The sequence below is a fragment of the Nonomuraea muscovyensis genome, from assembly GCF_014207745.1.
GTDB classification, from domain to species: Bacteria; Actinomycetota; Actinomycetes; order Streptosporangiales; family Streptosporangiaceae; genus Nonomuraea; species Nonomuraea muscovyensis.
This window is the reverse complement of sequence record NZ_JACHJB010000002.1, coordinates 2421450-2446394: the sequence shown is the minus strand read 5'-3', so window position 1 is coordinate 2446394 and position 24945 is coordinate 2421450. Positions and strand designations below refer to the sequence as shown.

Below are 24945 nucleotides of genomic sequence, written 5' to 3'. Positions count from 1 at the left end.
CGTGGAACACGAGATCACCCTGGTGGTGAACGGCGTCGCGCGGCGGGCGCGGGTGCCCGCGCGGCGCCTGCTGTCCGACTGCCTGCGCCACGACCTCGGCCTGACCGGCACGCACGTGGGCTGCGAGCACGGCGTGTGCGGCTGCTGCACGGTGCTGCTGGACGGCGAGCCGGTGCGCTCCTGCCTGACGTTCGCGGTGACCGTGGACGGCCGGGAGCTCACCACGGTGGAGGGGCTGGCCGGGCCGGAGGGGATGTCGCCGGTGCAGCGGGCCTTCGCCGAGTGTCACGCGCTGCAGTGCGGCTTCTGCACGCCCGGCTTCCTGTGCACGGTGACCGCGCTGCTGCGCGAGAACCCCACGCCGTCCGACGAGGAGGTGCTGGAGGGCATCTCCGGCAACCTGTGCCGCTGCACCGGCTACCAGAACATCGTCAAGGCCGTCCACCGGGCCGCCGAACTGCTGGCGGAGGAGGGGCGATGAGCACCAGGCTGTTCGGCGAGCCGGTGCCACGCCGGGAGGACGGCAGGCTGCTCACCGGCCGGGGCCGCTATCTCGACGACCTCGGCGCCGGGGCGCTGGAGGTGGCGTTCGTGCGCTCGCCGCACGCGCACGCCCGCATCCGCGACATCGACGTCTCCGCCGCCCTCGACGTGGACGGCCTGGTCGCCGTCTACACCTGGGAGGACCTGCCCGAACGGGTGGGCCGCCCGCTGCCGCTGCTCATCCCGCACCCCGCGCTCACCCACGGCCGCACCGCCCACCCGCTGGCCCGCGAGGTGGTCAGGCACGTCGGCGAGCCGGTCGTCATGGTGGTGGCCGCCGACCGCTACCTCGCCGAGGACGCCTGCGCGCTCATCGAGGTCGACTACGAGGTGCTCGAACCGGTCGTCGGCCTGGAGGAGGCGGCGCGCGGCGCGCACCTCGTGCACGAGGACGTGCCCGGCAACGTGGGCGCCCGCCTCGTGCAGGAGGTGCCCTCCGCGACCGGCGCGAGCGCCCGCGAGGCCGTCTCGGCGGCGCCGCATCGGCTGGCGTTCCGGCTCGACATCGAACGCAGCGCCAGCATGCCGCTGGAGGGCCGTGGCGTGTACGCCCGATGGGACGGCACCGACCTGCGCGTCTACTCCAGCACCCAGACCTCGACCAGCGTCCGCATGGCCGTCGCCGCCGCGCTCGGCGTGCCGCTGCCGCACGTCGAGGTGATCGCCCCCGACGTGGGCGGCGGGTTCGGCGTCAAGATCGTCCACCCGTGGCCGGAGGAGATCCTGGTGCCGTGGGCGGCGATGCTGCTCGGCCGGGAGGTCAAGTGGACCGAGGACCGGCGCGAGCACTTCGTCGCCTCCGCCCACGAACGTGCCCAGGTGCAGCACGTCGAGGTCGGCTTCGACGACGAGGGCCGGGTGCTCGGGCTGGACGTGACGATCCTGCACGACCACGGGGCGTACACGCCGTACGGGATCATCGTGCCGATCATCACCTCCACCCAGCTGCTCGGACCGTACCGGATCGGCGCCTACCGGGTGGAGTTCAGCTCGATCTACACCAACACCGTGCAGGTCACGCCGTACCGGGGGGCCGGACGGCCGCAGGGCGTGTTCTGCATGGAGCGGACCATGGACAAGATCGCCCGCAGGCTCGGCCGCGACCGCACCGAGGTGCGCCGGGTCAACCTCATCGAACCGCACGAGTTCCCGTACGACCAGGGCATGACGTTCCAGGACGGCCGGCCGCTGATCTACGACAGCGGCGACTACCCGGAGATGCTCCGCATGGTCAAGGAGCTGATCGGCTGGGACGGCTTCGAGCGGCGGCCCGGCCGGGGCATCGGCATCGCCTGCTACGTCGAGGGCACCGGCGTCGGGCCGTACGAGGGCGGGCACGTCATGGTCACCTCCGACGGGCGGGTGCACGTCTCGACCGGCCTCACCTCGCAGGGGCAGGGCCACGAGACGGTGTTCGCGCAGATCGCCGCGACCGAGCTGGGCGTGCCCCTCGACCGCGTCTCGGTGGTCACCGGCGACACGCGCCGCTTCGGCTACGCGGTCGGCACGTTCGCCTCGCGCGCGGCCGTGATGAGCGGCAACGCGATCGCGCTGGCCTGCCGCAAGGTGCGCGAGAAGGCGCTGCGCATCGCCGCCGACGCGCTGGAGGCGGACCCGGCCGACCTGGAGATCTCCGACGGGCTCGTGCGCGTCTCCGGGCTGGGGGCCGGCACGCCGTCGGCCTCGATCCCGCTGTCCACGGTCGCGGTGCTGGCCAACCCGCTGCGCTACGCCTTCGACGACGAGGCGGCCAGGGCCACCCAGTTCGCCGGCGCCACCTCGCCCGACCGGCCGCCCGTGGCGGAGGGCGAGGAGCCTGGACTGGAGGGGCGCGACTACTACTCGCCGGTCAGGTCCACGTTCGCCGCCGGGATGCACGCGGCGATCGTCGAGACCGACCCGCTCACCGCCGAGGTGCGGATCGTCCGCTACGCGGTCGTGCACGACTGCGGCAGGCTGATCAATCCGATGATCGTCGAGGGCCAGATCCACGGCGGGGTGGCCCAGGGAGTCGGCGGCGCCCTGTACGAGCGGATGGTCTACGACGAGCACGGGCAGCTCGTCAACGCCTCGTTCATGGACTTCCTCATGCCGTACGCCACCGAGATCCCGCGCGTGGAGACCGCCCACCTGGAGACGCCCTCGCCGCTCAACCCGCTCGGCATCAAGGGCGCCGGGGAGGCCGGGGTCATCCCGGTGTCCGCCGTGCTGGCCTCGGCCGTCGAGGACGCGGAGGGCATCCCGATCGACCGCATGCCGATCTCGCCGTCGGAGCTGTTCGAGCTCAGGAGCGGCCACTCCGGCACCTGAGCTCCCCGGCGGGCTGGCATGATCGACACCGTGACGACGGGTGGAGAGGGCGAGCTGCGTGCGCCCGGCCGGGGGCTGACACGCGTGCCCGGCACAGCGGACGACCTCGCCGGGGTGCGGCTGATCGACCTGGCCTGGAACGACCTGGCCGAGCTGCCGCCGTGGCTCGGCGGCCTGCCGTCGCTGGCCGAGCTGCGGCTCGACGGCAACCGGCTGGGCGCCCTGCCCGACCTCACGGGCCTGACCGCGCTGCGCGCCCTCCACCTCGACGGCAACCGGCTGACGGACGTCCCCGCCTGCCCGCCGGGCCTGGAGACGCTCTTCCTGTACGGCAACGCCGTCGCCGAACTGCCGCCCGGCCGGCTCGGCGCCCGGCTGCGGCACCTGTCGCTCGGCGGCAACCGGCTGACCGGCGTGCCCGGGACGCTCTGGGAGCTGACCTGCCTGGAGTCGCTCAACCTGGCCGAGAACCGGCTCACCGAGGTGCCGCCGGCCGTCGGCGGGCTGACGGCCCTGCGGATGCTCGACCTGGCCCACAACCGGCTCACCACCATCCCGCCCGAGCTGGGCGACCTCGGCCTCACCGACTACCTCTACCTGGGCGACAACGCCTTCACCGAGGTGCCGCAGGCCCTCGGGCGGCTGGACCGGCTCGCCTACCTGGGTCTGGACGCCAACCGGCTGACCCGCCTGCCCGGCTCCCTCGGCGCGATGGCGGGGCTGACGGAGCTGCGGCTGTCCGGCAACCGGCTGGAGGAACTGCCCGCTTCCCTCGGCGACCTGGGCCGGCTGCGCGAGCTGCACCTGCGTGGCAACCGGCTGACCGCGCTGCCGCCGGAGCTGGCCCGGCTCGGCGAGCTGCGCCACCTCGACCTGCGCGACAACCTCCTCGGCGCGCTGCCCGCCGGGATCGCCCGGCTCACCCGGCTCGCCCACCTGGACCTGCGCAACAACCGGCTACGGGAGCTGCCCGCCGAGCTGGCGGACCTGCCCGCCCTGGCCAAGCTCGACCTGCGGTGGAACAAGCTCGACGGCGACCCCGAGCCGCTGCGGCGGCTGCGGGAGCGCGGCTGTGCCGTTCTGGTGTGAATCCGGGTGAACCGGCCCGGGGAGGGCTGCGTATCTCGGCACATGACGACATTTGCACGTCTGGCCGCTTCTGCGCTCTTGGTCGCATTCGTCGCCGCCTGCTCGGGCGGCGGAGGCGGCGGGACCGGCGGCGCGCCCCTCGCGGGCGGAGCGGACCAGCCCATCCCGGACCCCACCGAGCTGCAGGTGTTCAGCGTCGAGGAGCTCTCGGCCAAGGTGGGGTGCAAGCCCCGCATCCAGGTCGACGCCAAGGACATCCGGACGGGGTACTGCAAGACCGAGCACGGCGAGTTCTTCGTCAACACCTTCCTGTCGGAGCAGGACAAGGACGTCTGGATGGACCGGGCGCCCGAGTACAACCCCCACCTGGTGGGCTACCGGTGGACCGTGCTGTCCAAGCTCGAGGTGCTGCGGGCGCTCAAGGGGCCGCTCAACGGCGACCTGCACCTGAACGACCACCGGACCAAGTCGCCGCAGCCGGCCCAGCCCGCCGGCTACTGACGGGGCCCGGTGAAGGGCCACCCGGCAGGCCGCCGACGGGCTGTCGGCGGCCTGCCGGCGGCGTCAGGGGAGGAGGCGCGCGCGACCGGCGCGCACGGTCGGCGCCCGCGTCCCCGGCCGGCCGAATATCGCCGAATATGTCGATGAGGCCGAGCGGAAAGCAGGCCCGGCATCACTGGAGAAAATGTTCCCCCGGTCTTTTCGGGGCATCCCGAAATGCGGTCGGCCGTTCATCGGACAGTCGCCGCGAGCCACCCCGGGTTAATGAGCGGTTACGCCTCAGAATGCGAACAGTATGCCGCCGGTGGCGCGTATCGCCACGCACCGGTTGGCAAATGTCCGGGCGTATTCGCGGCGCTGCCCGCGCCACATCCCGACGGCGCCGACGCGGACCGGGGCGTATTCGCGGGTGCACGGCCCCGGGTCCTCGGGGATGCGCTCGGCTCGGCCCTGGGTGCGGCGCAACTGCCCGCAGGCCGCCGCCGCCGCGGCGTGCGCGCCGCCGTCTGGGCCGCAGAGCAGCGTCGACGACGCCAGGGGTTCTGCGGTGGTGCCGTCGTCGGGGGTGACGGTCAGCACGTAGACGCCGACGGGGTCGTACGGGGTGACGGACGTCGCGGTGGCCGGAGCAGCGCCCAGCAGGAGCGCCAGGCCGGCCGCGGCGGCCACGGGCATGGTTCGCCGGAACAGCATATGGGGACCTCCTTGGTCTCTATCGCGATGGCGATAGCGGGGTGGAGGGGCGGCCCTTTTCCGGGACCCGCCCCCTGATGCGGAGGAGAATACGCACGGACTTATTGCCGGTGGGCCGTAAATCCTTGCGCCCCGTGATGCTAGAACGAGAAATACTACGGAGCAACCCGCGCGTCCGGCATCGGTGTGACCGTAAAACGGACCCTTTCCCGGTGGCGGCGATCGTTTCGGCAGGGTGGGCGTCAATCGTCTGACGCGATCTCCTGACGACCTTTACTATTTTTAGTGACCTACATCACAGCCTGGTCAGTGAGCCAGTGAGACGCGCTTCCGGAACACCCAGTAGGTCCACCCCTGGTAGACGAGGACGAACGGCAGCGCGATCAGCCCGATCCAGGTGAGCATGGTCAGCGTGTAGGGGCCGGAGGCCGCCTCGGCCAGCGTCAGGCCGGGCAGCGGCACCACGCGCAGCACGGTGAAGACCGACACCGAGGTCAGCGCGATGGCCGTCGCCGTGGCGGCGAACGCCCACCCCTCGCGCCGCCGCCAGATGAGGGCCACCGCCGCCGCCAGCGCCCCCATGGCCGCCAGCGCGGGCACCGACCGCGCGTCGAACACCGGGCCGGTCTCCGGCAGGCCGGCCGCGCCCGCGCCGAAGGCGAGGTTGGCCAGCGCGACGACGGCGAGCGGCAGCGTCACCGCGCCCGCGGCCAGCGCCGCCGCCCGGGCGCGCCGCCGTACGGGGCCGTCGGTGCGCAGCGCCAGGAACACGGCGCCGTGCAGCACACACAGCGCCAGCGTGAACACCCCGCCCACGACGGCCGCGAGCGCGGTGCCGAGCACCATGTTGGCGAAGACCGCGCCCCACAGGAACGCCGGCAGTGCGCTGCCCACCACGATGCCGAGGTCGCACCAGACCGGGTCGGTCACCTTGCCGCGCCACTCCAGGCCGACGCCCCGGACGATGAGGCCCACCAGGACGAGCACCACGGGCAGGTAGAAGGCGCTGAAAACGCCGGCATACCAGGCGGGGAAGGCCGCGAACATGGCGCCGACCGCGGTGATCAGCCACACCTCGTTGCCGTCCCAGACCGGCCCGATCGTCTGCAGGCTCTGCCGCTGCTCGGTGTCGTCACGGCTGACGAACGGGGCGAGCAGCCCCACGCCGAAGTCGAAGCCCTCCAGCATGAAGTAGCCGGTCCACAGGAAGGCGATGATGACGAACCACAGGTCGATCACTGTTCACACCTCAATACATCAGGGACGGCTCTAGCCGCTCGGCCGCGGGCGCCGGCTCGGACTCCTCGGGGCCCCGGCGCACGTGCCTGGCCAGGAGGACGGCCTCGACCACCGCCAGCGCGCCGTACAGCAGGGTGAAGATCGTCAGCGAGACGGCGACCTCGGTCAGGCTGACGCCGGGGGAGACGCTCGCGGCGGTGAGCAACTCGCCCGTGACCGTCCACGGCTGGCGGCCGATCTCGCTGAGCAGCCAGCCCGCGGTCACCGCGAGCAGCGGCAGGGGCAGCGCCAGCACGAACAGCCTGGCCAGCCAGGGCGGCAGGTCGCGGCGGCGCCGCGTCAGCCACAGGCCGAGCACCGACAGGCCCACCGTGGTCAGTCCGAAGCTGATCATCACCCGGTAGGACCAGAAGACCACGGCCTGGTCGGGCCGGTAGTCGCCGGGGCCGAACCGCTCCTCGTAGCGGCGCTGGAGGTCCTCGGTGCCCTGGACGGTGGCGTCGAAGTCGCCGGTGGACAGGAAGCTGAGAAGCTTGGGGACCTCCACGCCGGGCACGATCGTGAACGGCGCGCCCGCCGTGTCGCGCTCCAGCCCCTCGGCGGAGGCCAGCTTCATCGGCTGCTGCTCGTGGGTGAGCTTGGCGGACAGGTCGCCGCTGCCCGCGACGACCGCCCCCGCGACGGCCGTCATCACCAGCGCCGCACGCGCCGCGCCGCGCCACATGGGGGCCCTGGTGCGCAGCAGCCAGTAGCCGCTCACCGCCAGCACGAAGCCGCCCGCCACGATGAAGGCCGCCCCGACCACGTGGGGCACCTGGGCCAGCGCCGTGGAGTTGGTCAGCACCGCCCACAGGTCGGTCATCCGGGCCCTGCCGTCCACGACCTCGTAGCCGACCGGGTGCTTCATCCAGGCGTTGGCCGCGAGGATGAAGTACGCCGACAGGTTGGAGCCGATCGCGGCGGCCCAGATGCACGCCAGGTGCACGCGCTTCGGCAGCCGGTCCCACCCGAAGATCCACAGCCCCAGGAACGTGGACTCCATGAAGAACGCCAGCAGCGCCTCCAGTGCCAGCGGGGCGCCGAACACGTCACCCACGAAGGTGGAGTACTCGCTCCAGTTCATCCCGAACTGGAACTCCTGCACGATGCCCGTGACCACCCCCATGGCGAAGTTGATCAGGAACAGCTTGCCGAAGAACTTGGTCAGCCGGAGGTAGTGCTCCTTGCCGGTCCGGTGCCACGCCGTCTGCAGCCCCGCCACGAAGACGCCGAGGCCGATCGTCAGCGGCACGAACAGAAAGTGGTAGACGGTGGTCACGCCGAACTGCCACCGCGCTAGGTCGAGTGCGTCCATTTCCCCCTCGCCGGCTTCGGATGCTCTACAAGCCGTAGAGCACCTACACTCAGTAGTACTACAGCTTGTAGAGCAATGTCGTGGAGATCTTCGTCACAGCGCGCCATCCCCGTGCTGTCGAGGATGTCGCACGAGGTCAGGGCGGCGCGTCAGCCGGTGGGCTGATTCCCGCGTACCTCCCGCGGCGGACCTCGGGCGGCCCCGCCCCCTGTCAGGTCGTGATCGCGACACGGACGCGCCGTCTGGCAGGTGTTGCCCTTATCCGTAGCGCCGGTCGTCCCTAGAGTGGCCGTGTGAAGGTCGCAGGGAACGCCGTGATCGGCGTCGACAGAGATCGATTGTGGGCCGCGCTGCGGGACCCGGCGGTGCTGGTGCGCACGATCCCCGGCTGCGAGCGCCTGGAGGAGACCGGCCTCGACACCTACCGGATGACCGTCAACGCGGGGGTGGCGTCCGTCAAGGGCGTCTACCAGGGCGAGGTGGCCCTGGGCGAGCCGCACGCCCCCGAGCGCTTCGTGCTGCGGGCGCGCGGCCAGGGCGCCCCCGGCACGGTGGACGCCACGGTCCGGGTACGGCTCAGCGAGGTCGACGGGGGCACCCGGGTCGACTACGACGCCGACGCGGTGATCGGCGGCATGATCGGCGGGGTGGGGCAGCGCATGCTCGGCTCGGTGGCCAGGCGGACGGCGGCGGAGTTCTTCTCGGCCGTCGAGGACCACCTGCTCGCGCCCGCTTCCGGGCCCGAAGGGCCCGTGGCCTCCGGAGTCCCCGTCCCGCCGGAAGTCCCCATCCCGATGGAAGGCCCCGTCCCGTCGGAAGGCCCCGCCGCGCCGGAAGGTCCCGCGGAGCCGGGGGCGCCGGCGTCGCAGGCGGTGGCCACCGCCGTGCCGCCGGCTGCCGGGCGCGCGCCCGCCGTCTACGAGCGGCCCGCGGCGACGCGCGCCGACGGGCGGCGCACGGAGACCCGCCCGTGGGTGATGCTGGCCTCGTTCGGCATGGGCGCCGGCGTGGCCCTCGCCGGGGCCGCGATCGGCTGGCTGTTCGGCCGCGCCGGCCGCCGCTGATCCGGCGGCCCGGTCGGCGCCGCGGTGTCGTCCTGGCGGGGAGGCGCATTCCCCTGTTCAGCGCGATCGGCCGCCACGAAGCCGGGCGGCGTGCCCTCGCGGAAGAGGATCTCCGGGCGTAGCGTGGTCGTATGCGGCAGGCACACGCTGAAGACGCCAGGACCGAGGCCAGGCGGATCGTCTCCGCCCTGCTGGGCGAGGAACGACCCACCGCCGAGGCGTTGCTCGCGGACGCGCGACCCGTGCTGGGCGACGAGCGGACCGGACGCTGTCTCGACCTGGCGCTGGGCGCGTCGCTGACCAGACGCTCGGCCGAGCTGTCGGCGATCGCCGGGCTCCTGGTCGGCACCCGCGACCTCGGGCCGGAGTGGTGGACGCGCGGCAGGGGCGGCAAGCTGCCCGCGCCCGACGAGGTGCTGGTGACGGCGGTGGCGATCGAGCCGTGGACGGACCTCACCGCGCTGGAGATGCTGGCCGCCTGGATCGCCGACGACGCGGCCGACGCGCTGTGGGGCGCCCCCGTGGCCGAGGTCGACCTCAACTCGTGGCAGGCCGAGGACCGCTTCGCCCTGCCACCGGACGTGCGGCCGGGGCGGCGGCTCGTCGTGCACTTCGACGCCGGAGGCCGCCTCGACGCGGTCGTCACCCGGCGGGCCGACGACGAGCTGGGCTCCAACCTCGACTTCCAGTCGCTGCGCTACTCCCGGCCCGCCGAGGCCCAGTGGAGCTGGGGGGTGGCCGCAGGGCTCGGCCCGCACCCGCTGCCCGGTGACGAGCCCGACCCCTACGCCCGCGAGGTCGATCCCCGCGCGGCCGGCATCCTGCGCGACTGGGCGCTGCGCCACGGCGCCACCCGTGAGCAGATCGGCGAGGGGTGGCGCCACGTGGGCGACGTGGTGTCCGCGATCGAGCGGGTCGACTGGATGTGGCGCAGCGGCGAGTGGTTCGGCTGGTGGCGCGGGGCGTCGGCGCTGGTGGACGACTCGGCCTACCTGCCCTACCGGCTGGAGGAGCTGGCCGCCGGCTGAGCCGCAGGAATGGGCGGGGCCGGGCGGCGGTTGGCGACGTACATGAAGGTTGAAATATTTTCGGACGTCGCCTGCCCCTGGTGCTACATCGGGCACGCCCGCTTCGCCCGCGCGGCCGAGCGGTTCCGCGCCAGGGGCGGCCGGCTGGAGGTCACGATGCGGCCGTTCCAGCTCAACCCCGACGCCCCGGCGGAGGGCGAGCCGCTGCTCGGCGCGCTTGAGCGGAAGTTCGGCGCGAACGTCGCCCAGATGACCGAACGCGTCGCCGGGGTGGCCGCCGACGACGGGCTGGAGGTGCGCTTCGACCGGGCTGTCAGCGCCAACACCTTCGAGGCGCACCGCCTGATCGAGCTGGCCACCCGCCAGGGACGCGGCGAGCAGATGGCCGAGCGCCTGTTCCGGGCCCACTTCACCGACGGGCTCAACGTCGCCGACCCCGGTGTGCTCGCCGGGCTGGCCGCCGAGGCGGGCGTCGACGACACCGGCGAGGGCGCGGCCGAGGTGCGCGACCAGCTCGGCCGGGCCGGCAGCCTGGGTATCACCGGCGTGCCGCTCTTCCTGTTCGAGGAGAAGTTCGCCGTGTCGGGGGCGCAGCCGGAGGAGACGTTCACGGCCGCCATCGACGAGGTCGCCGAACGCACCGGCCAGACCCCGATCACCACGCTCGCGGCCCCCGCCGACGGCTGCGACGACGACGGCTACTGCGCCGTCTGAGCGCCCGCCGGTCGCCTCAGGTGCCCTCGCCGAGGAGACCGGCGCGGTGGTGGCGGCGGCACAGCACCTGGTAGCGCACGGGCGAGTCGTCGGTGTCGCCGATCACCACCTGCTCGCCGGTGCGCACCAGCTCCCCGCCCACGATCCGCCCGTTCAGCAGCCCCGGCCGGCCGCACCAGCACAGCACCTCGACCTGCAGCCGGCACACCTCGTCGGCCAGCTCGAACAACCGCTGCGCCGCCGGGAACATCACGGACCTGAAGTCGGAGGCCAGCCCGAAGGCGTAGACGTCGATCCCGTGCCCGTCCACCAGGTCGGCGAGCTGCTCGATCTGCTCGACCGAGTAGAAGCACGCCTCGTCGCAGATCAGGTAGTCGAGCCCGGTCTGCCCGGTCACCAGCTCCACCAGATCGAGCGAGTCGACGACCTCGACCGCCTCCAGCCCGAGCCCGATCCTGCTGGTGACCCGGGCGCCGCCCGACCGGTCGTGCTTGGTCAGCACCAGGCCGCGCCGGCCCTGGCGGCCGTGGTTGTAGTTCATCTGCAGGGCGAGCGTGGACTTCCCGCAGTCCATCGGGCCGAAGTAGAACTTGAGCACGGCATCACGGGTGCCACGCGGCACGGGAGACAAAGCAGACACCACAGTCACGGGGGGCCAGCTTAGCGGCTTGGCGCAATCCCTGAGCTCATGGGAGATTTCTCCCCTGAGCATCAGGAGGCAGCGTGGTCACAGACAATCCGCAGGGGCCGCTCGACGAGCTGATGAAGCCCGACGACATCACCGCGGCGCAGGCGGACGCCGCCAGGTGGCGTTACGGGTTCTTCGTCGTGCTGGCGGGAATCGTGGCGATCCTGGTGGCCTTCGGCGCCGCGGTCTTCGCCACGGGCCAGTTCGCCGCGCTGTTCGCCGGGGTCGCCGGCGTGATCGGCACCATCATGGGCGCCTACTTCGGGGTGCAGGCCGGCCAGTCGGGTAAGGCCAGAGTGGAGGCCGAACTGGCCAGGTCGCAGGAGATGGTCGTGCGGCTGGCGGCGTACGTGGGCACGGCCAACGCGCCCCGCGTCATCGAAGAAGTGCTGGGCCGGCGCCGGAGCTGAGGATCATGCGAAGCGTCCGAATCGGAGTCGACACCGGGGGAACGTTCACCGACGTCGTGGCGGTGGACGAGCAGACCGGTGAGATCGTCACCACGAAGACCCCCTCCACGCCCGCGAACCCGGCCGAGGGGTTCGCCGCGGGCATCGCCAAGCTGGGCGAGCTCGACGTGACCGCCGTCGTGCACGGCACCACGGTGGCCACCAACCAGCTTCTCGAAGATCGGATCGCCGGCCTCGGGTTCATCACGACCGAGGGGTTCGAGTTCGTCCTGGAGATCGCCAGGCAGAGCGTGCCCGACGGCTACGGCAACTCCTACTTCTGGGTCAAGCCGCCCCGGATCGTCCCCGTCCACCTGGTACGGACCGTCGGCGGGCGGCTCGACCACCTCGGCGCCGAGGTGTGGCCGTTCGCCGAGGAGCAGGCCGTCGAGGTGGCCCGCTGGTACCGGGCCCGGGGCATCACCACGATCGGCGTGTGCTTCCTGCACGCCTACGCCAACCCCGAGCACGAGCGCCGCATGCGCGACGTGCTGGCCCGCGAGCACCCGGAGGCCGTGGTCTCCATCTCCAGCGACGTGCTGCGCGAGTACCGCGAGTACGAGCGGTCCGTCACCACGCTCGTGGACGCCGCGGTCAAGCCGGCCATGCGCCGCTACCTCGCCGACGTCTCCGCCCGGCTCGGCATGCCGTTCTCGGTCATGAAGTCCAACGGCGGCGTGCTGTCGGCGCGCGAGGTCGCGCACCAGCCGATCACCACCGTCCTGTCCGGGCCGGCGGCGGGCGCGCTCGGGGCGGCGCTCATCGCCTCCACGGCCGGTCACCCGTCGGTGATCACGCTCGACGGCGGCGGAACCTCCACGGACGTCGCCGTCGTCATCGACGGCGAGCCGTCCATCACCACCGAGGGGTCCGTCGGCCGCTACCCGTGCAAGATCCCGATGATCGACATCGTGACCGTGGGCGCCGGCGGCGGCTCGGTCGCGTGGATCTCGCCCGAGGGCACGCTCAAGGTCGGCCCCCGCTCGGCGGGCGCCGACCCGGGCCCGCTCTGCTACCGCCGCGGCGGCACCGAGGTGACGGTCACCGACGCGCACGTCTACCTCGGCCGCATCCCGCCCCACCTGCTCGGCGGCGAGATCCCGCTCGACTACGACGCCGCCCGCATGGGCGTCCAGGCGCTGGCCGACAAGCTCGGCCTCACCCCCGAGCGGACCGCGACGGGCATCCTGGAGATCAGCGCGTTCAACCAGAGCAACGCGATCCGCCGGCTGACCGTCAAACGCGGGCTCGACGTGCGCGACTTCCCGCTGGTGACGTTCGGCGGTTCGGGGCCGCTGCTCGCCTGCCGGCTCATCGACATCCTCGGCCTGCCCGCCGTCGTCGTGCCGCCCGAGCCGGGCAACGTCTCGGCGTTCGGGCTGCTCACGGTGGACGTCAAGAACGACTACGTGCGCACGTACGTCACGCGCGAGTTGTCCCTGCAGGCGGCGGCCAGGATCTTCGGCGAGCTGGAGGGGCGGGCGGCCGAGGAACTGGAGCGCGAGGGCTTCGCCGAGCCGGTCTTCGCGCGCAGCGCGGACCTGCGCTACTACGGCCAGGCGTACGAGGTGCGCGTCCCCGCCCCGGCGGGCGGCCTCGACGAGGAGTGGCGGGCCGAGGTGCTCACCCGCTTCCACGACGCCCACGAGAAGCTGTACGGCTACGCCTACCGCGACGACCCGCGGCAGGCCGTCGAATGGGTCAACCTGCGCGTCTCCGGCATCGGGCCGATCAACCGGCCGGCCATCCGCCGCGACCCGTACCCGAAGACCGAGGCCCGGACGTCGACCCGGCGGGTCGTCTTCGAGGAGCCGTGCGAGGCACCCGTCCACCAGCGGGCCGCGCTCGACGCCGGCACCGTGGTCGAGGGTCCCGCGGTGATCGAGGAGTACGGCTCGACCATCCCCATCCACCCGGGCTTCACCGCGACGGTGGACGAGTACGGCAACGTGGAGGTGCGCCGTGGACCGGCCGAAGAACGCGGCTGACCCGATCCTCGTCGAGATCGTCGAGGGCACGCTCGCCTCGGTGGAGCGGGAGGTCGAGACGGCCATCGCCCGCACGGCCCGGTCGCCGATGATCCGCGACGCGCACGACTTCCGCGCGGGCATCCACGACGCGCGGCTGCGCAAGCTCACCGGCCGCTCCTACAGCGCGCTGGTCCAGCCGATCGTCCGCGACTTCCCGATCGAGACGATGCGGCCGGGCGACGTCTACTTCCACAACGACGTCTACCTGTCCGAAGGCGGCATCGGCCACCTGCCCGACCTGTGCGTCACGGTGCCGGTCTTCCACGAGGACGAGGTCGTGGCGTTCGTGCAGGCGTTCGGCCACCACGACGACATCGGCGGAGCCGTGCCCGGTTCCATGCCCTCGCACGCGCGCAGCGTCTACGAGGAGGGGCTGATGGTCCCGCCGATCAAGCTGTGGGACCGGGGCGTGCCGAACGAGGCGGCGCTGCGCATCATGACGCGCAACTCCCGCATGCCCGACTCGCTCGCCGGTGACCTCGACGCGGAGTGCTCGGCCTGCCTCATGGGAGCGCGCCGGCTCGGCGAGCTGTTCGACAGGTACGGCAAGGACGCCGTCGTGGCGTGCTTCGACGCGATCATCGACCAGACGACCGAGACGTTCCGCCGCGAGCTGCTGTCCAAGATCCCCGAGGGCTCGTACGTCTGGGAGGACTACGCCGAGCACGACGGCGTGGACGAGCCGCGCCTGCACGCCCAGCGCATCACGCTGACGGTGGACCACGCGGCGGACACTCCGTTGACGATCGACTTCACCGGCACGTCACCGCAGGCCAAGGGGCCGATCAACCACGCGGGCGACTACGCAGACGGGGTGTTCCTGAAGAAGTGGCTCGCCCCCGTGCTGCGCAACCTCGCCGACTCCCCGGAACGCATGGCCGAGCTGGACGTCAACGAGGGCGTGGTGCCCCTCATCGCGATGGTGTTCCCGGACAAGGGCACCCTGCTCACCCCGGTCTTCCCCGCGCCGACGAACGCCCGCACCTTCGTCATCCTGCGCCTGCTCGGCGTGCTGGCCGGCGTCCTGGCCAAGGCCACCGGCGGCCGCATGCCCGCCGACCAGGAGACCATCCGCTACACCGGCGTGCACGGCACCGACGCCGACGGCCTGCCGTACCTGATGCGCGAGGTGCTGGGCGGCGGCTCCGGCGGGCGCTGGTACGCCGACGGCGAGGACACCGTCCACGTGGTGCCCGACTCGCGCAACATCCCCGTCGAGTTCGCCGAGGCCCGCTGGCCGCTGCGCGTCGAACGGCTCGGGCTGGCCTGCGACTCCGGCGGGCCGGGGATGTTCCGGGGCGGGCTCGGCTACGACAAGCACATCCGCATGCTCCGGGACGCCTCGTACATGTCGATCGCCGACCGCTCCATCCTGTCGTGCTGGGGCGTCAACGGCGGCCTGGCCGGCCGGCCCTTCCGCGTCGAGATCGCCGGCAAGGAGATGGAGGGCCTGGTAGACGACCAGCCGGTGCAGGCGGGCGAGCTGATCCGCATCCGCACGACGGGCGGCGGCGGCTGGGGCTCGCCGTACGACCGCGACCCGCGCGCGGTGGCGGCCGACGTGCGCGACGGCAAGGTCTCCATCGCCGGGGCCCTCGGCGACTACGGGGTCGTGCTCGACGGGGACCGCATCGACGAACAGGGCACCGCCGAGCTCCGCGCCCGCCTGCGCCCCCCGGCCGACCGCTTCTTCGACCGCGGCCCGGGCTACCCGAAGCTGTCCGGCGGCCGGACCCACGCGGAGGTGGACGAACTGTAAGCGGAAAGCCTGGACAGCGCAAAGCCCGGGCTCCTGTCGTCCGGCAGTCCACCCGGGCCCACTTCCACTCCCATCTGCGATGGGCGGCATCCCTGGCGTACCCGGGCGCGCACACCCTGTCACCCCGGATCAGGGTCGGCCCGAATCCGGGGTCGTCTCGAATCGGGGGGGCGCCTCGGATCCGGGCGGGCGCGGGCGCGGCTGCCATGATGGTCCCCCACCAGCCGCCGACCCGGAGGAAACCCGTGCGCATCGTTCTCGCCGGTCTCGCCACCAGCCACCCGTTCACCGACGCCCGCACCCTGGCCAGGTACGCCGAGCTGGTGGTGTGGGAGCCGGACCCCGAGCGGCTGCGGCGCTTCACCGGCGAGCATCCCACGGCCGTGGTCGCCTCGTCCCTGGCCGAGGCGCTGGCGACCGGCCCCGACGGGGTGGTGCTGACCGTGCCCAACCCGCAGGTGCCCGAGGCGCTGGCCGCCGTGCTGGCAACGGGGGCGGCCTGCTTCGTCAACAAGCCCGCCGCCGCCACCCGCGACCAGCTGGAACGGCTGGACCGGTTGCCGATCCACGACCGGGTGATGTCGGGCTCGGTGCTGCGCTTCGCCCCGGCGTTCGCGGGGACGACGGTGGACCCGGCCGAGGTGCTGTCCGTGCGGGCCACCGTGCGGCACGACGTGGGGATGTGGGCCACCGGCTACAACGCCTGGCAGGACACGCCGGGCGAGGGCGGAGGCACGATGGTGACCATGGGCGTCCACGGCGTCGAGCTGCTGGTCGCGCTGCTGGGCCCGGACGTGCGGCTGGTCGGCGCGGCCGGCGCGCGGCGGCACTACACGACGCTGCGCTCGGAGGACGCGGGCGTCATGGCGCTGCGGTGGGCGAACGGCGTCACCGGCACGGTGGAGATCATCGGCGTCTCGGAGGAGGAGTCCTACTCCGTCACCCTGCACCGGCGCGACTCGTCCGAGACCGTCGTGATCGAGGGCGGTGACGACCCGATCAAGGGGCTGGGTTACGAGGGGACGATCGCGGCGTTCCTCGGCATGGTCGCCGGCGGGCCCAGCCCGGTGCCGTGGGCGCAGACCCGCGCCATCCTCGACGTCCTGGTCTCGGCACGCGAGAGCGCCTGACGGCGCCTGACAGCGTCCGGCGATCCCGGGAACCGCCTGAGTCCCACCTGCGGGCTGCCTGCCGAATCCGTGTGTGGCGCCGCGGGGTACGACCGCCGGTGCCCGCCCGGCGGTCGTACCCGTTGACAGCCCGAGTCTCGCGCAGTTACGGTCTGGACCGTAACTGACGTACTCAGAGGAGACCGCGTGCGCACGACAGCGGAACTCGAGGAGCGGCTGGCGCGACCCGGCGCCGGGCTCGTCGACGATCTCGGCAGGCTCGACGGCGACATCATGATCATCGGTGCCGGTGGCAAGCTGGGGCCGAGCCTGGTGCGGCTGGCGCTCAACGCCACGGCGAGCGGGGGACACGACCGGCGCATCATCGCCGTGTCCCGCTTCACCGAGGCCGGCCTCGCCGACGCGCTGCGGGACGAGGGTGCCACCGTGGTGAGCGCCGACGTGGCCGACGCGCGGGCGCTGGCCGCCCTGCCCGACGCGCCGAACGTGGTGTTCCTCGTCGGCGCCAAGTTCGGCACCGCGGGCCGCGAGCACGCCACCTGGTTCACCAACGCCTACCTGCCGGGCCGGGTCGCCGACCGGTTCCGCGGCAGCAGGATCGCCGCCCTGTCCACCGGCAACGTCTACCCGCTGGTCCCCGTGACCGGCGGCGGCAGCACCGAGGACTCGGCCACCGGCCCCGTCGGCGACTACGCGATGAGCTGCCTCGGCCGGGAGCGGGTGCTGTCGCACTTCGCCGAGACCTACGGCACCCGCCTGGCGCTGATCCGGCTCAACTACGCGGTCGAGCTCAGGTACGGCGTGCTCGTGGACCTCGCCCAGAAGATCCTCGCCGGAGAGCCCGTCGATCTGACGACCGGCCAGGTGAACGTCGTCTGGCAGGGCTACGCCAACGAGGTGACGCTGCGGTCCCTGCTGCTGGCCGACGTCCCGCCGTACGTGCTGAACGTCACCGGACCCGAGCTGATCTCGGTGCGGCAGGCGGCGCTGGCGCTGGGCGCGGCCCTCGGCAGGGAGCCGGTGTTCGCCGGTGAGGAGGCGCCCACGGCGCTGCTGTCGAACGCCGCCCGCTGCCACCGGCTGTTCGGCTACCCGCAGATCACCCCCGCCGAGCTGATCGAGCACACCGCCCGCTGGGTCGCCGAGGGCGGGCCGCTGCTCGGCAAGCCCACCAAGTTCGAGCGCCGCGACGGCCGTTTCTGACCGCGTCCGCAGGCACCAACCGTCACGAAGGGGGATCCCACGTGCTCAGCACGGCTCCAGAGGCACAGACGTCCGTGCGTCACCTGTTCCGGCGCGGTCTCGTCATCCCGGCGCACCCGCTCGCCCTGACCGAGGACCGCAAGCTGGACGAGCGCCGCCAGCGGGCCCTGACCCGCTACTACGTCGACGCGGGCGCGGGCGGCCTGGCGGTGGGCGTGCACACCACCCAGTTCGCCATCCACGGCACCGACCTGCTGGCCCCCGTCCTGGAGCTGGCCGCCCGCACGGCCGGCGAGGCGGGCCGCGAGGTGGTGCTGGTCGCCGGGGCCACCGGCCCGACCGCGCAGGCGGTGGCGGAGGCCGAGCTGGCCAGGTCGCTCGGCTACCACATGGTGCTGCTCAGCCCCTACCGCGAGCTGGACGAGGACGGCCTGATCGAGCGGGCCAGGGCCGTCGGCGAGGTGCTGCCGGTGATCGGCTTCTACCTGCAGCCGGCGGTCGGCGGGCGTACCCTGTCGCGCGACTTCTGGACCCGGCTGGCGGCCGTCGAATCGGTGGTGGGCATCAAGGTCGCGCCGTTCGACCGCTACCGGACGCTGGACGTCCTGCACGGCGTGGTGCGGGCCGGCCGGGCCGACGACGTCGCGCTCTACACCGGCAACGACGACCACATCCTGGCCGACCTCATCACCACGCACCGCGTGGTGGTGGACGGGCGGGAGGTGGACGTCGAGTTCGTCGGCGGCCTGCTCGGCCAGTGGGCGGTCTGGGTGCGGCGGGCCGTGGAGCTGCTGGAGGAGGCCAAGCTCGCCCGGGCCGGCGACGACGCGGCGGTGCGGCGGCTGCTCACCCTGGACGGCCACCTGACCGACGCGAACGCGGCCATCTTCGACACCGCCAACGGCTTCCACGGCTGCATCCCGGGCATCCACGAGGTGCTGCGCCGGCAGGGACTGCTGGCCGGCCGCTGGTGCCTGGACCCCGCCGAGGAGCTCTCACCCGGGCAGCTCGCGGAGCTCGACCGCGTCTGGGCCGCCTATCCGTGGCTGCGCGACGACGACTTCGTCGCCGACGGCCTGGACCGCTGGCTGTCCTGACATGCCGTCGCGGACGCTCGGCCGGTTCGGTGGGTCACAGGGTGAGGCGGTAGAGGGTCAGGGGCCGGCCGCTGGAGCCGCTGGTGAGGTTGCCGGTGCGTTCGGCCAGCCCGGCCAGCTCCAGCCGGTGCAGCATGCGGCGGGCGGTGCGCTGCTGCACCGCGAGACGGTCGGCGATCTCGCGGGTGGTCAGCGGCGTGTCGCCGGCGGCGGCCCGGGCTTCCAGGAGCTTCTCCAGCGTGGGCACCGACAGGCCCACCCGGCGGGCGATGACCGACAGGTTGTGCTCGGCCGGTGGGGCGGCGGGCGCCGACTCCAGCACGATGTCCGTGTCGGCCCGCAGCGACAGCACGGCGGCCACCTCGCCGATGCGGCGGGCCCTGGCCAGCGCGCGGCGGGCCAGGCTCTCGGCCTCGGCGGCGCTGCGCCCCAGCCCGAAGCCGATGCGGACCACCTCGTTCTGGCCGGCCAGCCGCGCCAGCATGGGCAGGCAGGTGAAGCCGCCGGAGGCGTCGTGCAGCGGGCCCCGGGTGGTCACCAGCAGGTGGGTGCCGCCGCGGAAGGCCGCGATCGTGCCGCCCAGCGCGGTGGCCTCGCGCAGCAGGCCCTCCTCGTTGGCCACCTCGATCAGGCCGAGCGCGATCTGCGCGTCCTCCTGGGCCTGGCCCTCGGCCGTCAGCAGCAGTTGGCGCAGCGCCACCCGTACCGAATGGACCGAGGGGACCAGCCGCAGCACGTCCATCTCCCCCCGCAGCGCCTCGTGGACGCTGCTGAGGCAGGTGATCACCGGGTGGCCGGGGCCGCGGCGGTGGAAGGCGACGGCCTTCGCGGAGGTCATCTCCGGCCGGTAGGGGAGCGTGCGCAGCGAGCCGGTCGGCAGGCCCGCCTCGGCGAACGTCGCCGTCACGTCGGCCGCCGACAGCGTGTCGATGGACAGCCGCGTGACATCCCGGCCCTGGTGCTGGAGTCGCACCAGAGCGCTGAGGAGGGTCGCGCCGGTGTAGTCGACGAACGCGGCGGGACGGGTCAGCACGTCGGCGTCACGGGCCAGCATGTACGGGACGATGCCGGTGAACAACCACCCCTCGACGGACGGGGCGTGCGCCTCGACGATCGCGGGCGCCTGCGACTCGTGGTCGTAGTCGAGCCGCAGCGCGGTGACGCCGGGCTGGTCCTCGCACGTGGCCGCGACGTCGTCGACCAGATCGTGCGGGCCGACGACCCCGATGACGATTCCCACCCGCGTCTCCCTTTCGGCTCATTTCGGTCAAGACCGCAATCATATCGTTGTGAGGTGTCCCAGGTGAAGTTCCCGTCCATGGCAGAGGCCGCGGGCCGCACGCTCGGCGACGAGGAGGTCGCCGCGGCCGAGCGGGTGATCCGTTCGGGCATGCTCAACTCCGTCTGGGGCACCGAGGCCAGGCTGCTGGAGGAGGAGATCGCGCGGATGTACGGCCTGCGCCATGCGATCTCGTGCAGCTCCGGCACCGCGGCCCTTCATCTGTCGGTCGTGGCCGCTGCGCCGGACCCCGGAGACGAGATCATCACGACGCCGATCACGGACTTCGGGACTGTGGCCCCCATCTTGGCGCAGAACGCGGTCCCTGTCTTCGCCGACGTGGATCCCTCGGACGGCAATCTCGACCCCGCCGCCGTCGCCTCGCTCATCGGGCCGCGCACCCGGGCGATCATGGCGGTGCACCTGTTCGGCGCGCCGGCCCGGGTCGACGAGCTGCGCGCGCTCGCGGACGAGCACGGGCTGGCGCTGATCGAGGACTGCGCGCAGGCCTGGCTCACCGAACTGCCCGCCCCGCCCGGAGCCCTGCCCGGAGCCCCGCCCGGCGCCGAGGGTCCGCCCCGCCTGGCCGGGACCGTGGGGGACGTCGGGTGCCTGAGCCTGCAGCAGTGGAAGCACATCACCTGTGGCGACGGCGGGCTGGTCATCACCGGCGACGACGAGCTGGCCAGGCGGATGCGGCTGTTCGCCGACAAGGGCTGGGACCGCGCGGCCGGGCGTTCGCACGCCACCTTCGGCCTCAACTACCGCATGACCGAGTTGCAGGCGGCGGTCGCGCGGGCCCAGCTCGCCAAGCTGCCCGGCGTGGTGCGCGCCCGGCGGCGCACCGCGGCCCTGCTGCTGGACGCGCTGGCGGGCACGCCGGGGGTGAGTCTGCCGCGGCCCGGCGGCCACGCCTGGTGGCTGTTCCCGCTCGTGCTGCCCGGCGGGGGCGCCCCGGAGCTGGCCGCGGGCCTGACGGCCGCCGGGATTCCGGCCCGGGCCGGGTATCTGGCCGAGCCCCTGAACCACGCGCCCGTCTGGGCCGCGCCCGTCTACGGGAGCTCTCACTACCCTCTGGAGGGCTACACGCCGGCGGCCTGTCCCGAGGCCGAGCGGCTGGTGGCGGAGACGCTGGTCGTCATCGACTGGAACGAGCGCTACACCGGCGAGCACGTGGAGGCCGTGGCCCGGGAGATCACCCGGCTGCTGCCCCGTCCGTAGTCACGTTCAGATCTCAGGCGTTGACCCGACCGAGCGCCCTTACTAGATTTCGGTCAGGACCGGTATTAGTCGAAAGGAAGCCGCCATGAGGAAGACAGCGGCAGTCGGCATCGCCGTCGCCCTGGGCGTCGCGGCCGCCGGATGCGGATCCAGCGGCTCGGACAAGAGCACCGTCACCCTCTGGATGTACCCGGTGATCGGGGACCAGGCCAAGAGCCAGGCGTTCTGGGGCAAGGTCGAGAAGGACTTCGAGGCCAAGAATCCCACGATCGACATCAAGATCGACCAGCAGCCCTGGGAGGGCCGTCAGGAGAAGGTGACCACGGCGCTGATCTCCAGGAAGGGCTTCGACCTGGTCGTGCTCGGTCCCGACCAGATCCCCCAGTACGCCCAGCAGGGCACCGTCGAGCCGGTCGACGACGTGGTCGCCCCGGCCAAGTCCGCCTACCTGCCCAGCTCGCTGAGCGCCCTCACCGTGGACGGCAAGCTCTACGGAGTGCCGATCTACCAGACGATCACCGCGCCCATCTACAACAAGAAGCTGTTCGCCGAGGCGGGCCTGGACAAGGCGCCCGAGACGCTGGCCGAGCTGAAGGAGGCCGCGCCCAAGCTGGCCGCCAAGAAGGTCGCGGTGCTCGACTACCCGGGCAAGCCCGAGGTCAGCCTCAACCAGAGCTTCTACCCGCTGCTGTGGGCCAACGGCGGCACCGTCTTCGCCCCCGACGGCAAGCGCGTCGCCTTCAACGGCCCCCAGGGCGTCGAGAGCCTGCAGTTGCTGCTCGACCTGAAGGCGGCCGGCGGCCTGCCGGCCAACACCGCGAGCAAGGGCAACGACATCGAGGGCGGCGCGCTGGCGGCCGGCAAGACCGCGATGTACCACGCCGCCACCGCGGGGCAGGCGACCCAGCTCGGCACCGCCATCGGCGCCGAGAACGTCGGCGTCGGGCTGCCGCTGGAAGGCACGAAGCGGGTGGCGTTCGGCATCCCGGGCGGGCTCGTGCTCGCCAAGCACTCCCCGAACAAGGACGCGGCCAAGAAGTTCGCCGCCCACCTCGCCTCGCCCGAGGTGACGGGGGCGCTCGCCAAGGAGTCGGGCTTCTTCCCCGCGCGCACCGACGTGACCGTGCCCGACCAGTCGGCCGAGGCCAAGGAGTTCGCCCAGTCGCTGCAGTACGCCTTCCCCGGAGACACCCACCCGAAGGCCCGCCAGGTCATGAGCATCCTCGCGCCGCACATCCAGGCGGCGCTGCTCGGCAAGGAGGACGCCAAGACCGCCCTGGACGCCGCCGCCAAGGAGGCCGACACGCTGCTGAGCAGCGGCGGCTGACGGGCTGAAGTGAACCCCGTGCGAGTGCAACACCGAAGGGGGCGCCGTGCGTCATCGGTTGCGTGACCCGGTCACCGGGCTGCTGTTCGTGCTGCCCGTGCTCGTGCTCTTCCTGATCTTCAGGATCTTCCCCACGCTGGGCGCCGCGGGCATGAGCCTGACCAACTGGAACATCGGGGGAGAGTGGAGCTTCGTCGGCGCCGGCAACTACGCCCGGCTGCTCGACGACGTGAACTTCTGGACCAGCCTGCGGGTCACGCTGGTGTACGCGGCGGTCTACGTGCCCCTCACGGTGCTCGTGGCGCTCGGCACGGCGCTGCTGCTCAACCAGGTGGTCTTCCTGCGCGGGCTGTTCCGCGGCATGCTCTTCCTGCCGTACGTGACCAGTTTCGTGCTCGCGGGCATCATCTGGCGCTGGATCTACGAGTTCGACGGCCTGCTCAACGGCCTGCTGGCCAAGGCCGACCTGGGCCCGGTGGCGTTCCTGGAGGAGTCGGCGCTCGTGCTGCCCGCGCTGGCCGTGGTGTCGGTGTGGAAGGGGTTCGGCTACTCGATGCTGATCCTGCTGGCCGGGCTGAAGTCCATCCCGGCCTCCTACCTGGAGGCGGCCATGGTCGACGGGGCGAGCGCCTGGCAGCGGTTCCGCCGGATCACCCTGCCGCTGCTCAAGCCGACCCTCTTCTTCGTGCTGGTGATCGAGACGATCAGCGCCTTCCAGACGTTCGACACCATCTACGTGATGACCGGCGGCGGGCCGGCGCGAGCCACGTACACGCTCATCTACGGCATCTACGAGCACGGCTTCCGATCGTCCGAGTTCGGTTACGCCGCCACGTGGGGGATGGTGCTCTTCGCCATCGTGCTGGTCGTGTCGCTGGTCCAGCGCCGCTTTCTCGACCGGGGGAACACTTGACTTCCAGCCCTCCCTCAAGGGGGAGGGTTCCGACCGTCGCCGGTCAGGCTTCCTGCTTCACCGCCGGTCGCCCCGTCCGAGAGGTCTCTCGTTGAGGTCTTACACCAGCTCCACAGGCGTTTCGCCTCTCCGCCAGCCCGGCGGCGAGGATGTTACGGGCCGCGTTCACGTCCCGGTCGTGGACCGCCCCGCAGGCACAACTCCACCGCCGGACGTTCAGCGGCATCGCATCCTGTTGAGCCCCGCACACAGAGCAGAGCTTGGAAGAGGGGAACCATCGGTCCACGACCAGCAGCTCCCGCCCGTACCACGCCGTCTTGTACTCCAGCATCGAGCGGAGCTCGCGCCAGCTCGCATCACTGATGGCGCGGGCGAGACGGCGGTTGCCGACCAGGTTGCGGACGGTCAGGTCCTCGATCACGACCGTTTGGTTCTCACGGACGAGCCGAGTCGAGAGCTTGTGCAGGAAGTCACGGCGCCGGTCGGTGATCCGCGCGTACACCTTCGCGACCTTGAGCCGGGCCTTGACCCGGTTCGCCGACCCCTTGGCCTTCCTGGCCAGGTTGCGCTGCGCGCGAGCCAGCGCGCGCCGCTCGGCCCGTTCATGCCGAGGGTTGGTGACCTGCTCCCCGGTGGACAGTGTCACCAGGGCAGTGATCCCGGCATCCACCCCGACCATGTTCTCGCTGGGGTCGAGCGGCCGGATCTCCTCCTCCAGCAGGATGGAGACGAACCACCGCCCGGCCGGATCGCGGGACACCGTGACCGTGGACGGCCGCGCGCCCTCGGGAAGCGGACGCGACCAGCGGATGTCGAGCGGGCCGTCCATCTTCGCCAGCCACAGCCGGCCCTCACGCCACCGAAACGCGCTGCGGGTGTACTCCGCCGACGCCCGGGACTTCTTGCGGGACTTGAACGCCGGGTACCCGGCCCGCCTGGCGAAGAAGTTGGCGAATGCCGCTTGCAGGTGCCGCAACGCTTGCTGCAACGGGACCGACGACACCTCCTTCAGGAACGCCGGTTCCTCGGTGCGCTTCCACCGGGTGAGCATCGCCGACGTCTCCCCGTAGGGGACGGGGCGGCCCTCGGCGGCGTGGGCGCGGGTCCGTTCCGCCAGGGCCATGTTGTAAACCAGACGTACGCACCCGAACGTTCGGGCAAGCTCGGCGGCCTGCCCGCAGGTCGGGTAGAAGCGGTACTTGTAGGCCCGCTTGACCGTCCGCGCCATGTCCCACATCGTACGACGCGATCAGCAGAACATCGCACACGTGTTCGTATTGTGTGCCCTGCGGCGAAACGCCTGCCATTGCCCCG

22 protein-coding genes are annotated in these 24945 nt (G+C 72.3%); 16 read left to right on the top strand and 6 right to left on the bottom strand.

The features are described 5' to 3' along the window. Position 1 precedes the first annotated feature (1 nt). The 4 genes from FHU36_RS28085 (at position 2) to FHU36_RS28070 (ending at position 4443) form a co-directional block, all read left to right on the top strand. The gene (locus FHU36_RS28085; protein WP_185086793.1) at positions 2–481 is read left to right on the top strand and encodes a (2Fe-2S)-binding protein; all 480 of its coding nucleotides are present in this window, start codon (positions 2–4) and stop codon (positions 479–481) included. Further along, the gene (cutA, locus tag FHU36_RS28080) at positions 478–2853 is read left to right on the top strand and encodes an aerobic carbon-monoxide dehydrogenase large subunit (RefSeq protein WP_185086792.1); all 2376 of its coding nucleotides are present in this window, start codon (positions 478–480) and stop codon (positions 2851–2853) included. The genes FHU36_RS28085 and cutA overlap by 4 nt, the downstream gene beginning before the upstream one ends. Positions 2854–2883: 30 nt before the next feature. Next, positions 2884–3942 carry a leucine-rich repeat domain-containing protein gene (locus FHU36_RS28075; protein WP_312891876.1) on the top strand — a complete coding sequence of 353 codons (1059 nt, stop codon included), beginning with the start codon at positions 2884–2886 and terminating at the stop codon, positions 3940–3942. A 78-nt stretch (positions 3943–4020) separates the two neighbouring features. After that, complete coding sequence (locus FHU36_RS28070) at positions 4021–4443, top strand: hypothetical protein (RefSeq protein ID WP_246502588.1); 423 nt, start codon at positions 4021–4023, stop codon at positions 4441–4443. A 279-nt stretch (positions 4444–4722) separates the two neighbouring features. On the opposite strand, the gene FHU36_RS28065 is transcribed toward FHU36_RS28070, so the two are convergent. The 3 genes from FHU36_RS28065 to FHU36_RS28055 all read right to left on the bottom strand — a co-directional run bounded on the left by FHU36_RS28065 (position 4723) and on the right by FHU36_RS28055 (position 7729). Further along, positions 4723–5136 (bottom strand): SSI family serine proteinase inhibitor, encoded by a 414-nt coding sequence (locus FHU36_RS28065; RefSeq protein WP_185086789.1) that lies wholly within the window; start codon positions 5134–5136, stop codon positions 4723–4725. A 306-nt stretch (positions 5137–5442) separates the two neighbouring features. Beyond that, positions 5443–6375 (bottom strand): cytochrome d ubiquinol oxidase subunit II, encoded by a 933-nt coding sequence (cydB, locus tag FHU36_RS28060; RefSeq protein WP_312891875.1) that lies wholly within the window; start codon positions 6373–6375, stop codon positions 5443–5445. 10 nt (positions 6376–6385) lie between these two features. Then, positions 6386–7729, bottom strand: a complete 1344-nt coding sequence (locus FHU36_RS28055; protein ID WP_185086788.1) for a cytochrome ubiquinol oxidase subunit I — start codon at positions 7727–7729, stop codon at positions 6386–6388. A 293-nt stretch (positions 7730–8022) separates the two neighbouring features. Here FHU36_RS28055 and FHU36_RS28050 point away from each other — a divergent pair, with 293 nt between their 5' ends. The 3 genes from FHU36_RS28050 (at position 8023) to FHU36_RS28040 (ending at position 10535) form a co-directional block, all read left to right on the top strand. After that, entirely contained in the window at positions 8023–8793 is a 771-nt protein-coding gene (locus FHU36_RS28050; RefSeq protein WP_185086787.1) for an SRPBCC family protein, read from the top strand. Positions 8794–8924: 131 nt separating this feature from the next. Then, positions 8925–9821 (top strand): hypothetical protein, encoded by an 897-nt coding sequence (locus FHU36_RS28045; protein WP_185086786.1) that lies wholly within the window; start codon positions 8925–8927, stop codon positions 9819–9821. A gap of 42 nt (positions 9822–9863) precedes the next feature. Then, complete coding sequence (locus FHU36_RS28040) at positions 9864–10535, top strand: DsbA family oxidoreductase (RefSeq protein ID WP_185086785.1); 672 nt, start codon at positions 9864–9866, stop codon at positions 10533–10535. Positions 10536–10551: 16 nt separating this feature from the next. Here the strand turns inward: FHU36_RS28040 and FHU36_RS28035 are convergent, their stop codons facing one another. Next, positions 10552–11133 (bottom strand): thymidine kinase, encoded by a 582-nt coding sequence (locus tag FHU36_RS28035; RefSeq protein WP_312891874.1) that lies wholly within the window; start codon positions 11131–11133, stop codon positions 10552–10554. Between the two features lie 125 nt (positions 11134–11258). On the opposite strand from FHU36_RS28035, the gene FHU36_RS28030 reads away from it, so the two are divergent. From FHU36_RS28030 to FHU36_RS28005, 6 genes are all read left to right on the top strand, one after another. After that, positions 11259–11633, top strand: a complete 375-nt coding sequence (locus FHU36_RS28030; protein WP_185086783.1) for a hypothetical protein — start codon at positions 11259–11261, stop codon at positions 11631–11633. 5 nt (positions 11634–11638) lie between these two features. After that, positions 11639–13660, top strand: coding sequence for a hydantoinase/oxoprolinase family protein (locus FHU36_RS28025; protein ID WP_185086782.1), 2022 nt, complete (start codon positions 11639–11641; stop codon positions 13658–13660). Beyond that, the gene (locus FHU36_RS28020) at positions 13635–15461 is read left to right on the top strand and encodes a hydantoinase B/oxoprolinase family protein (RefSeq protein WP_185086781.1); all 1827 of its coding nucleotides are present in this window, start codon (positions 13635–13637) and stop codon (positions 15459–15461) included. The genes FHU36_RS28025 and FHU36_RS28020 overlap by 26 nt, the downstream gene beginning before the upstream one ends. A 245-nt stretch (positions 15462–15706) precedes the next feature. Further along, complete coding sequence (locus FHU36_RS46545; RefSeq protein ID WP_185086780.1) at positions 15707–16591, top strand: Gfo/Idh/MocA family protein; 885 nt, start codon at positions 15707–15709, stop codon at positions 16589–16591. Between the two features lie 186 nt (positions 16592–16777). Next, positions 16778–17794, top strand: a complete 1017-nt coding sequence (locus FHU36_RS28010) for an NAD-dependent epimerase/dehydratase family protein (RefSeq protein WP_185086779.1) — start codon at positions 16778–16780, stop codon at positions 17792–17794. A gap of 74 nt (positions 17795–17868) precedes the next feature. Continuing rightward, the gene (locus tag FHU36_RS28005) at positions 17869–18891 is read left to right on the top strand and encodes a dihydrodipicolinate synthase family protein (RefSeq protein WP_312891873.1); all 1023 of its coding nucleotides are present in this window, start codon (positions 17869–17871) and stop codon (positions 18889–18891) included. A gap of 34 nt (positions 18892–18925) precedes the next feature. Here the strand turns inward: FHU36_RS28005 and FHU36_RS28000 are convergent, their stop codons facing one another. Continuing rightward, complete coding sequence (locus FHU36_RS28000) at positions 18926–20131, bottom strand: helix-turn-helix domain-containing protein (RefSeq protein WP_185086777.1); 1206 nt, start codon at positions 20129–20131, stop codon at positions 18926–18928. Positions 20132–20185: 54 nt separating this feature from the next. On the opposite strand from FHU36_RS28000, the gene FHU36_RS27995 reads away from it, so the two are divergent. The 3 genes from FHU36_RS27995 (at position 20186) to FHU36_RS27985 (ending at position 23631) form a co-directional block, all read left to right on the top strand. Beyond that, positions 20186–21391 (top strand): DegT/DnrJ/EryC1/StrS family aminotransferase, encoded by a 1206-nt coding sequence (locus FHU36_RS27995; protein WP_312891872.1) that lies wholly within the window; start codon positions 20186–20188, stop codon positions 21389–21391. An 85-nt stretch (positions 21392–21476) separates the two neighbouring features. Further along, a complete protein-coding gene (locus FHU36_RS27990; RefSeq protein WP_185086776.1) occupies positions 21477–22718 on the top strand; it encodes an extracellular solute-binding protein in 1242 nt (413 codons plus the stop codon). A gap of 46 nt (positions 22719–22764) precedes the next feature. After that, a complete protein-coding gene (locus tag FHU36_RS27985; RefSeq protein WP_185086775.1) occupies positions 22765–23631 on the top strand; it encodes a carbohydrate ABC transporter permease in 867 nt (288 codons plus the stop codon). Positions 23632–23674: 43 nt separating this feature from the next. Here FHU36_RS27985 and FHU36_RS27980 read toward each other — a convergent pair whose 3' ends face one another. Beyond that, complete coding sequence (locus tag FHU36_RS27980) at positions 23675–24859, bottom strand: RNA-guided endonuclease InsQ/TnpB family protein (RefSeq protein ID WP_185086774.1); 1185 nt, start codon at positions 24857–24859, stop codon at positions 23675–23677. Positions 24860–24945: the final 86 nt, after the last annotated feature.

Bases quoted from the DNA above. Each gene is read 5' to 3' on its own strand.
- FHU36_RS27980 (WP_185086774.1), bottom strand. From the start codon at position 24,859: ATGGCGCGGACGGTCAAGCGGGCCTACAAGTACCGCTTCTACCCGACC.
- FHU36_RS28065 (WP_185086789.1), bottom strand. From the start codon at position 5,136: ATGCTGTTCCGGCGAACCATGCCCGTGGCCGCCGCGGCCGGCCTGGCG.
- FHU36_RS28025 (WP_185086782.1), top strand. From the start codon at position 11,639: ATGCGAAGCGTCCGAATCGGAGTCGACACCGGGGGAACGTTCACCGAC.
- FHU36_RS27990 (WP_185086776.1), top strand. From the start codon at position 21,477: ATGAGGAAGACAGCGGCAGTCGGCATCGCCGTCGCCCTGGGCGTCGCG.
- FHU36_RS28045 (WP_185086786.1), top strand. From the start codon at position 8,925: ATGCGGCAGGCACACGCTGAAGACGCCAGGACCGAGGCCAGGCGGATC.
- cutA (WP_185086792.1), top strand. From the start codon at position 478: ATGAGCACCAGGCTGTTCGGCGAGCCGGTGCCACGCCGGGAGGACGGC.
- FHU36_RS28040 (WP_185086785.1), top strand. From the start codon at position 9,864: ATGAAGGTTGAAATATTTTCGGACGTCGCCTGCCCCTGGTGCTACATC.
- FHU36_RS28055 (WP_185086788.1), bottom strand. From the start codon at position 7,729: ATGGACGCACTCGACCTAGCGCGGTGGCAGTTCGGCGTGACCACCGTC.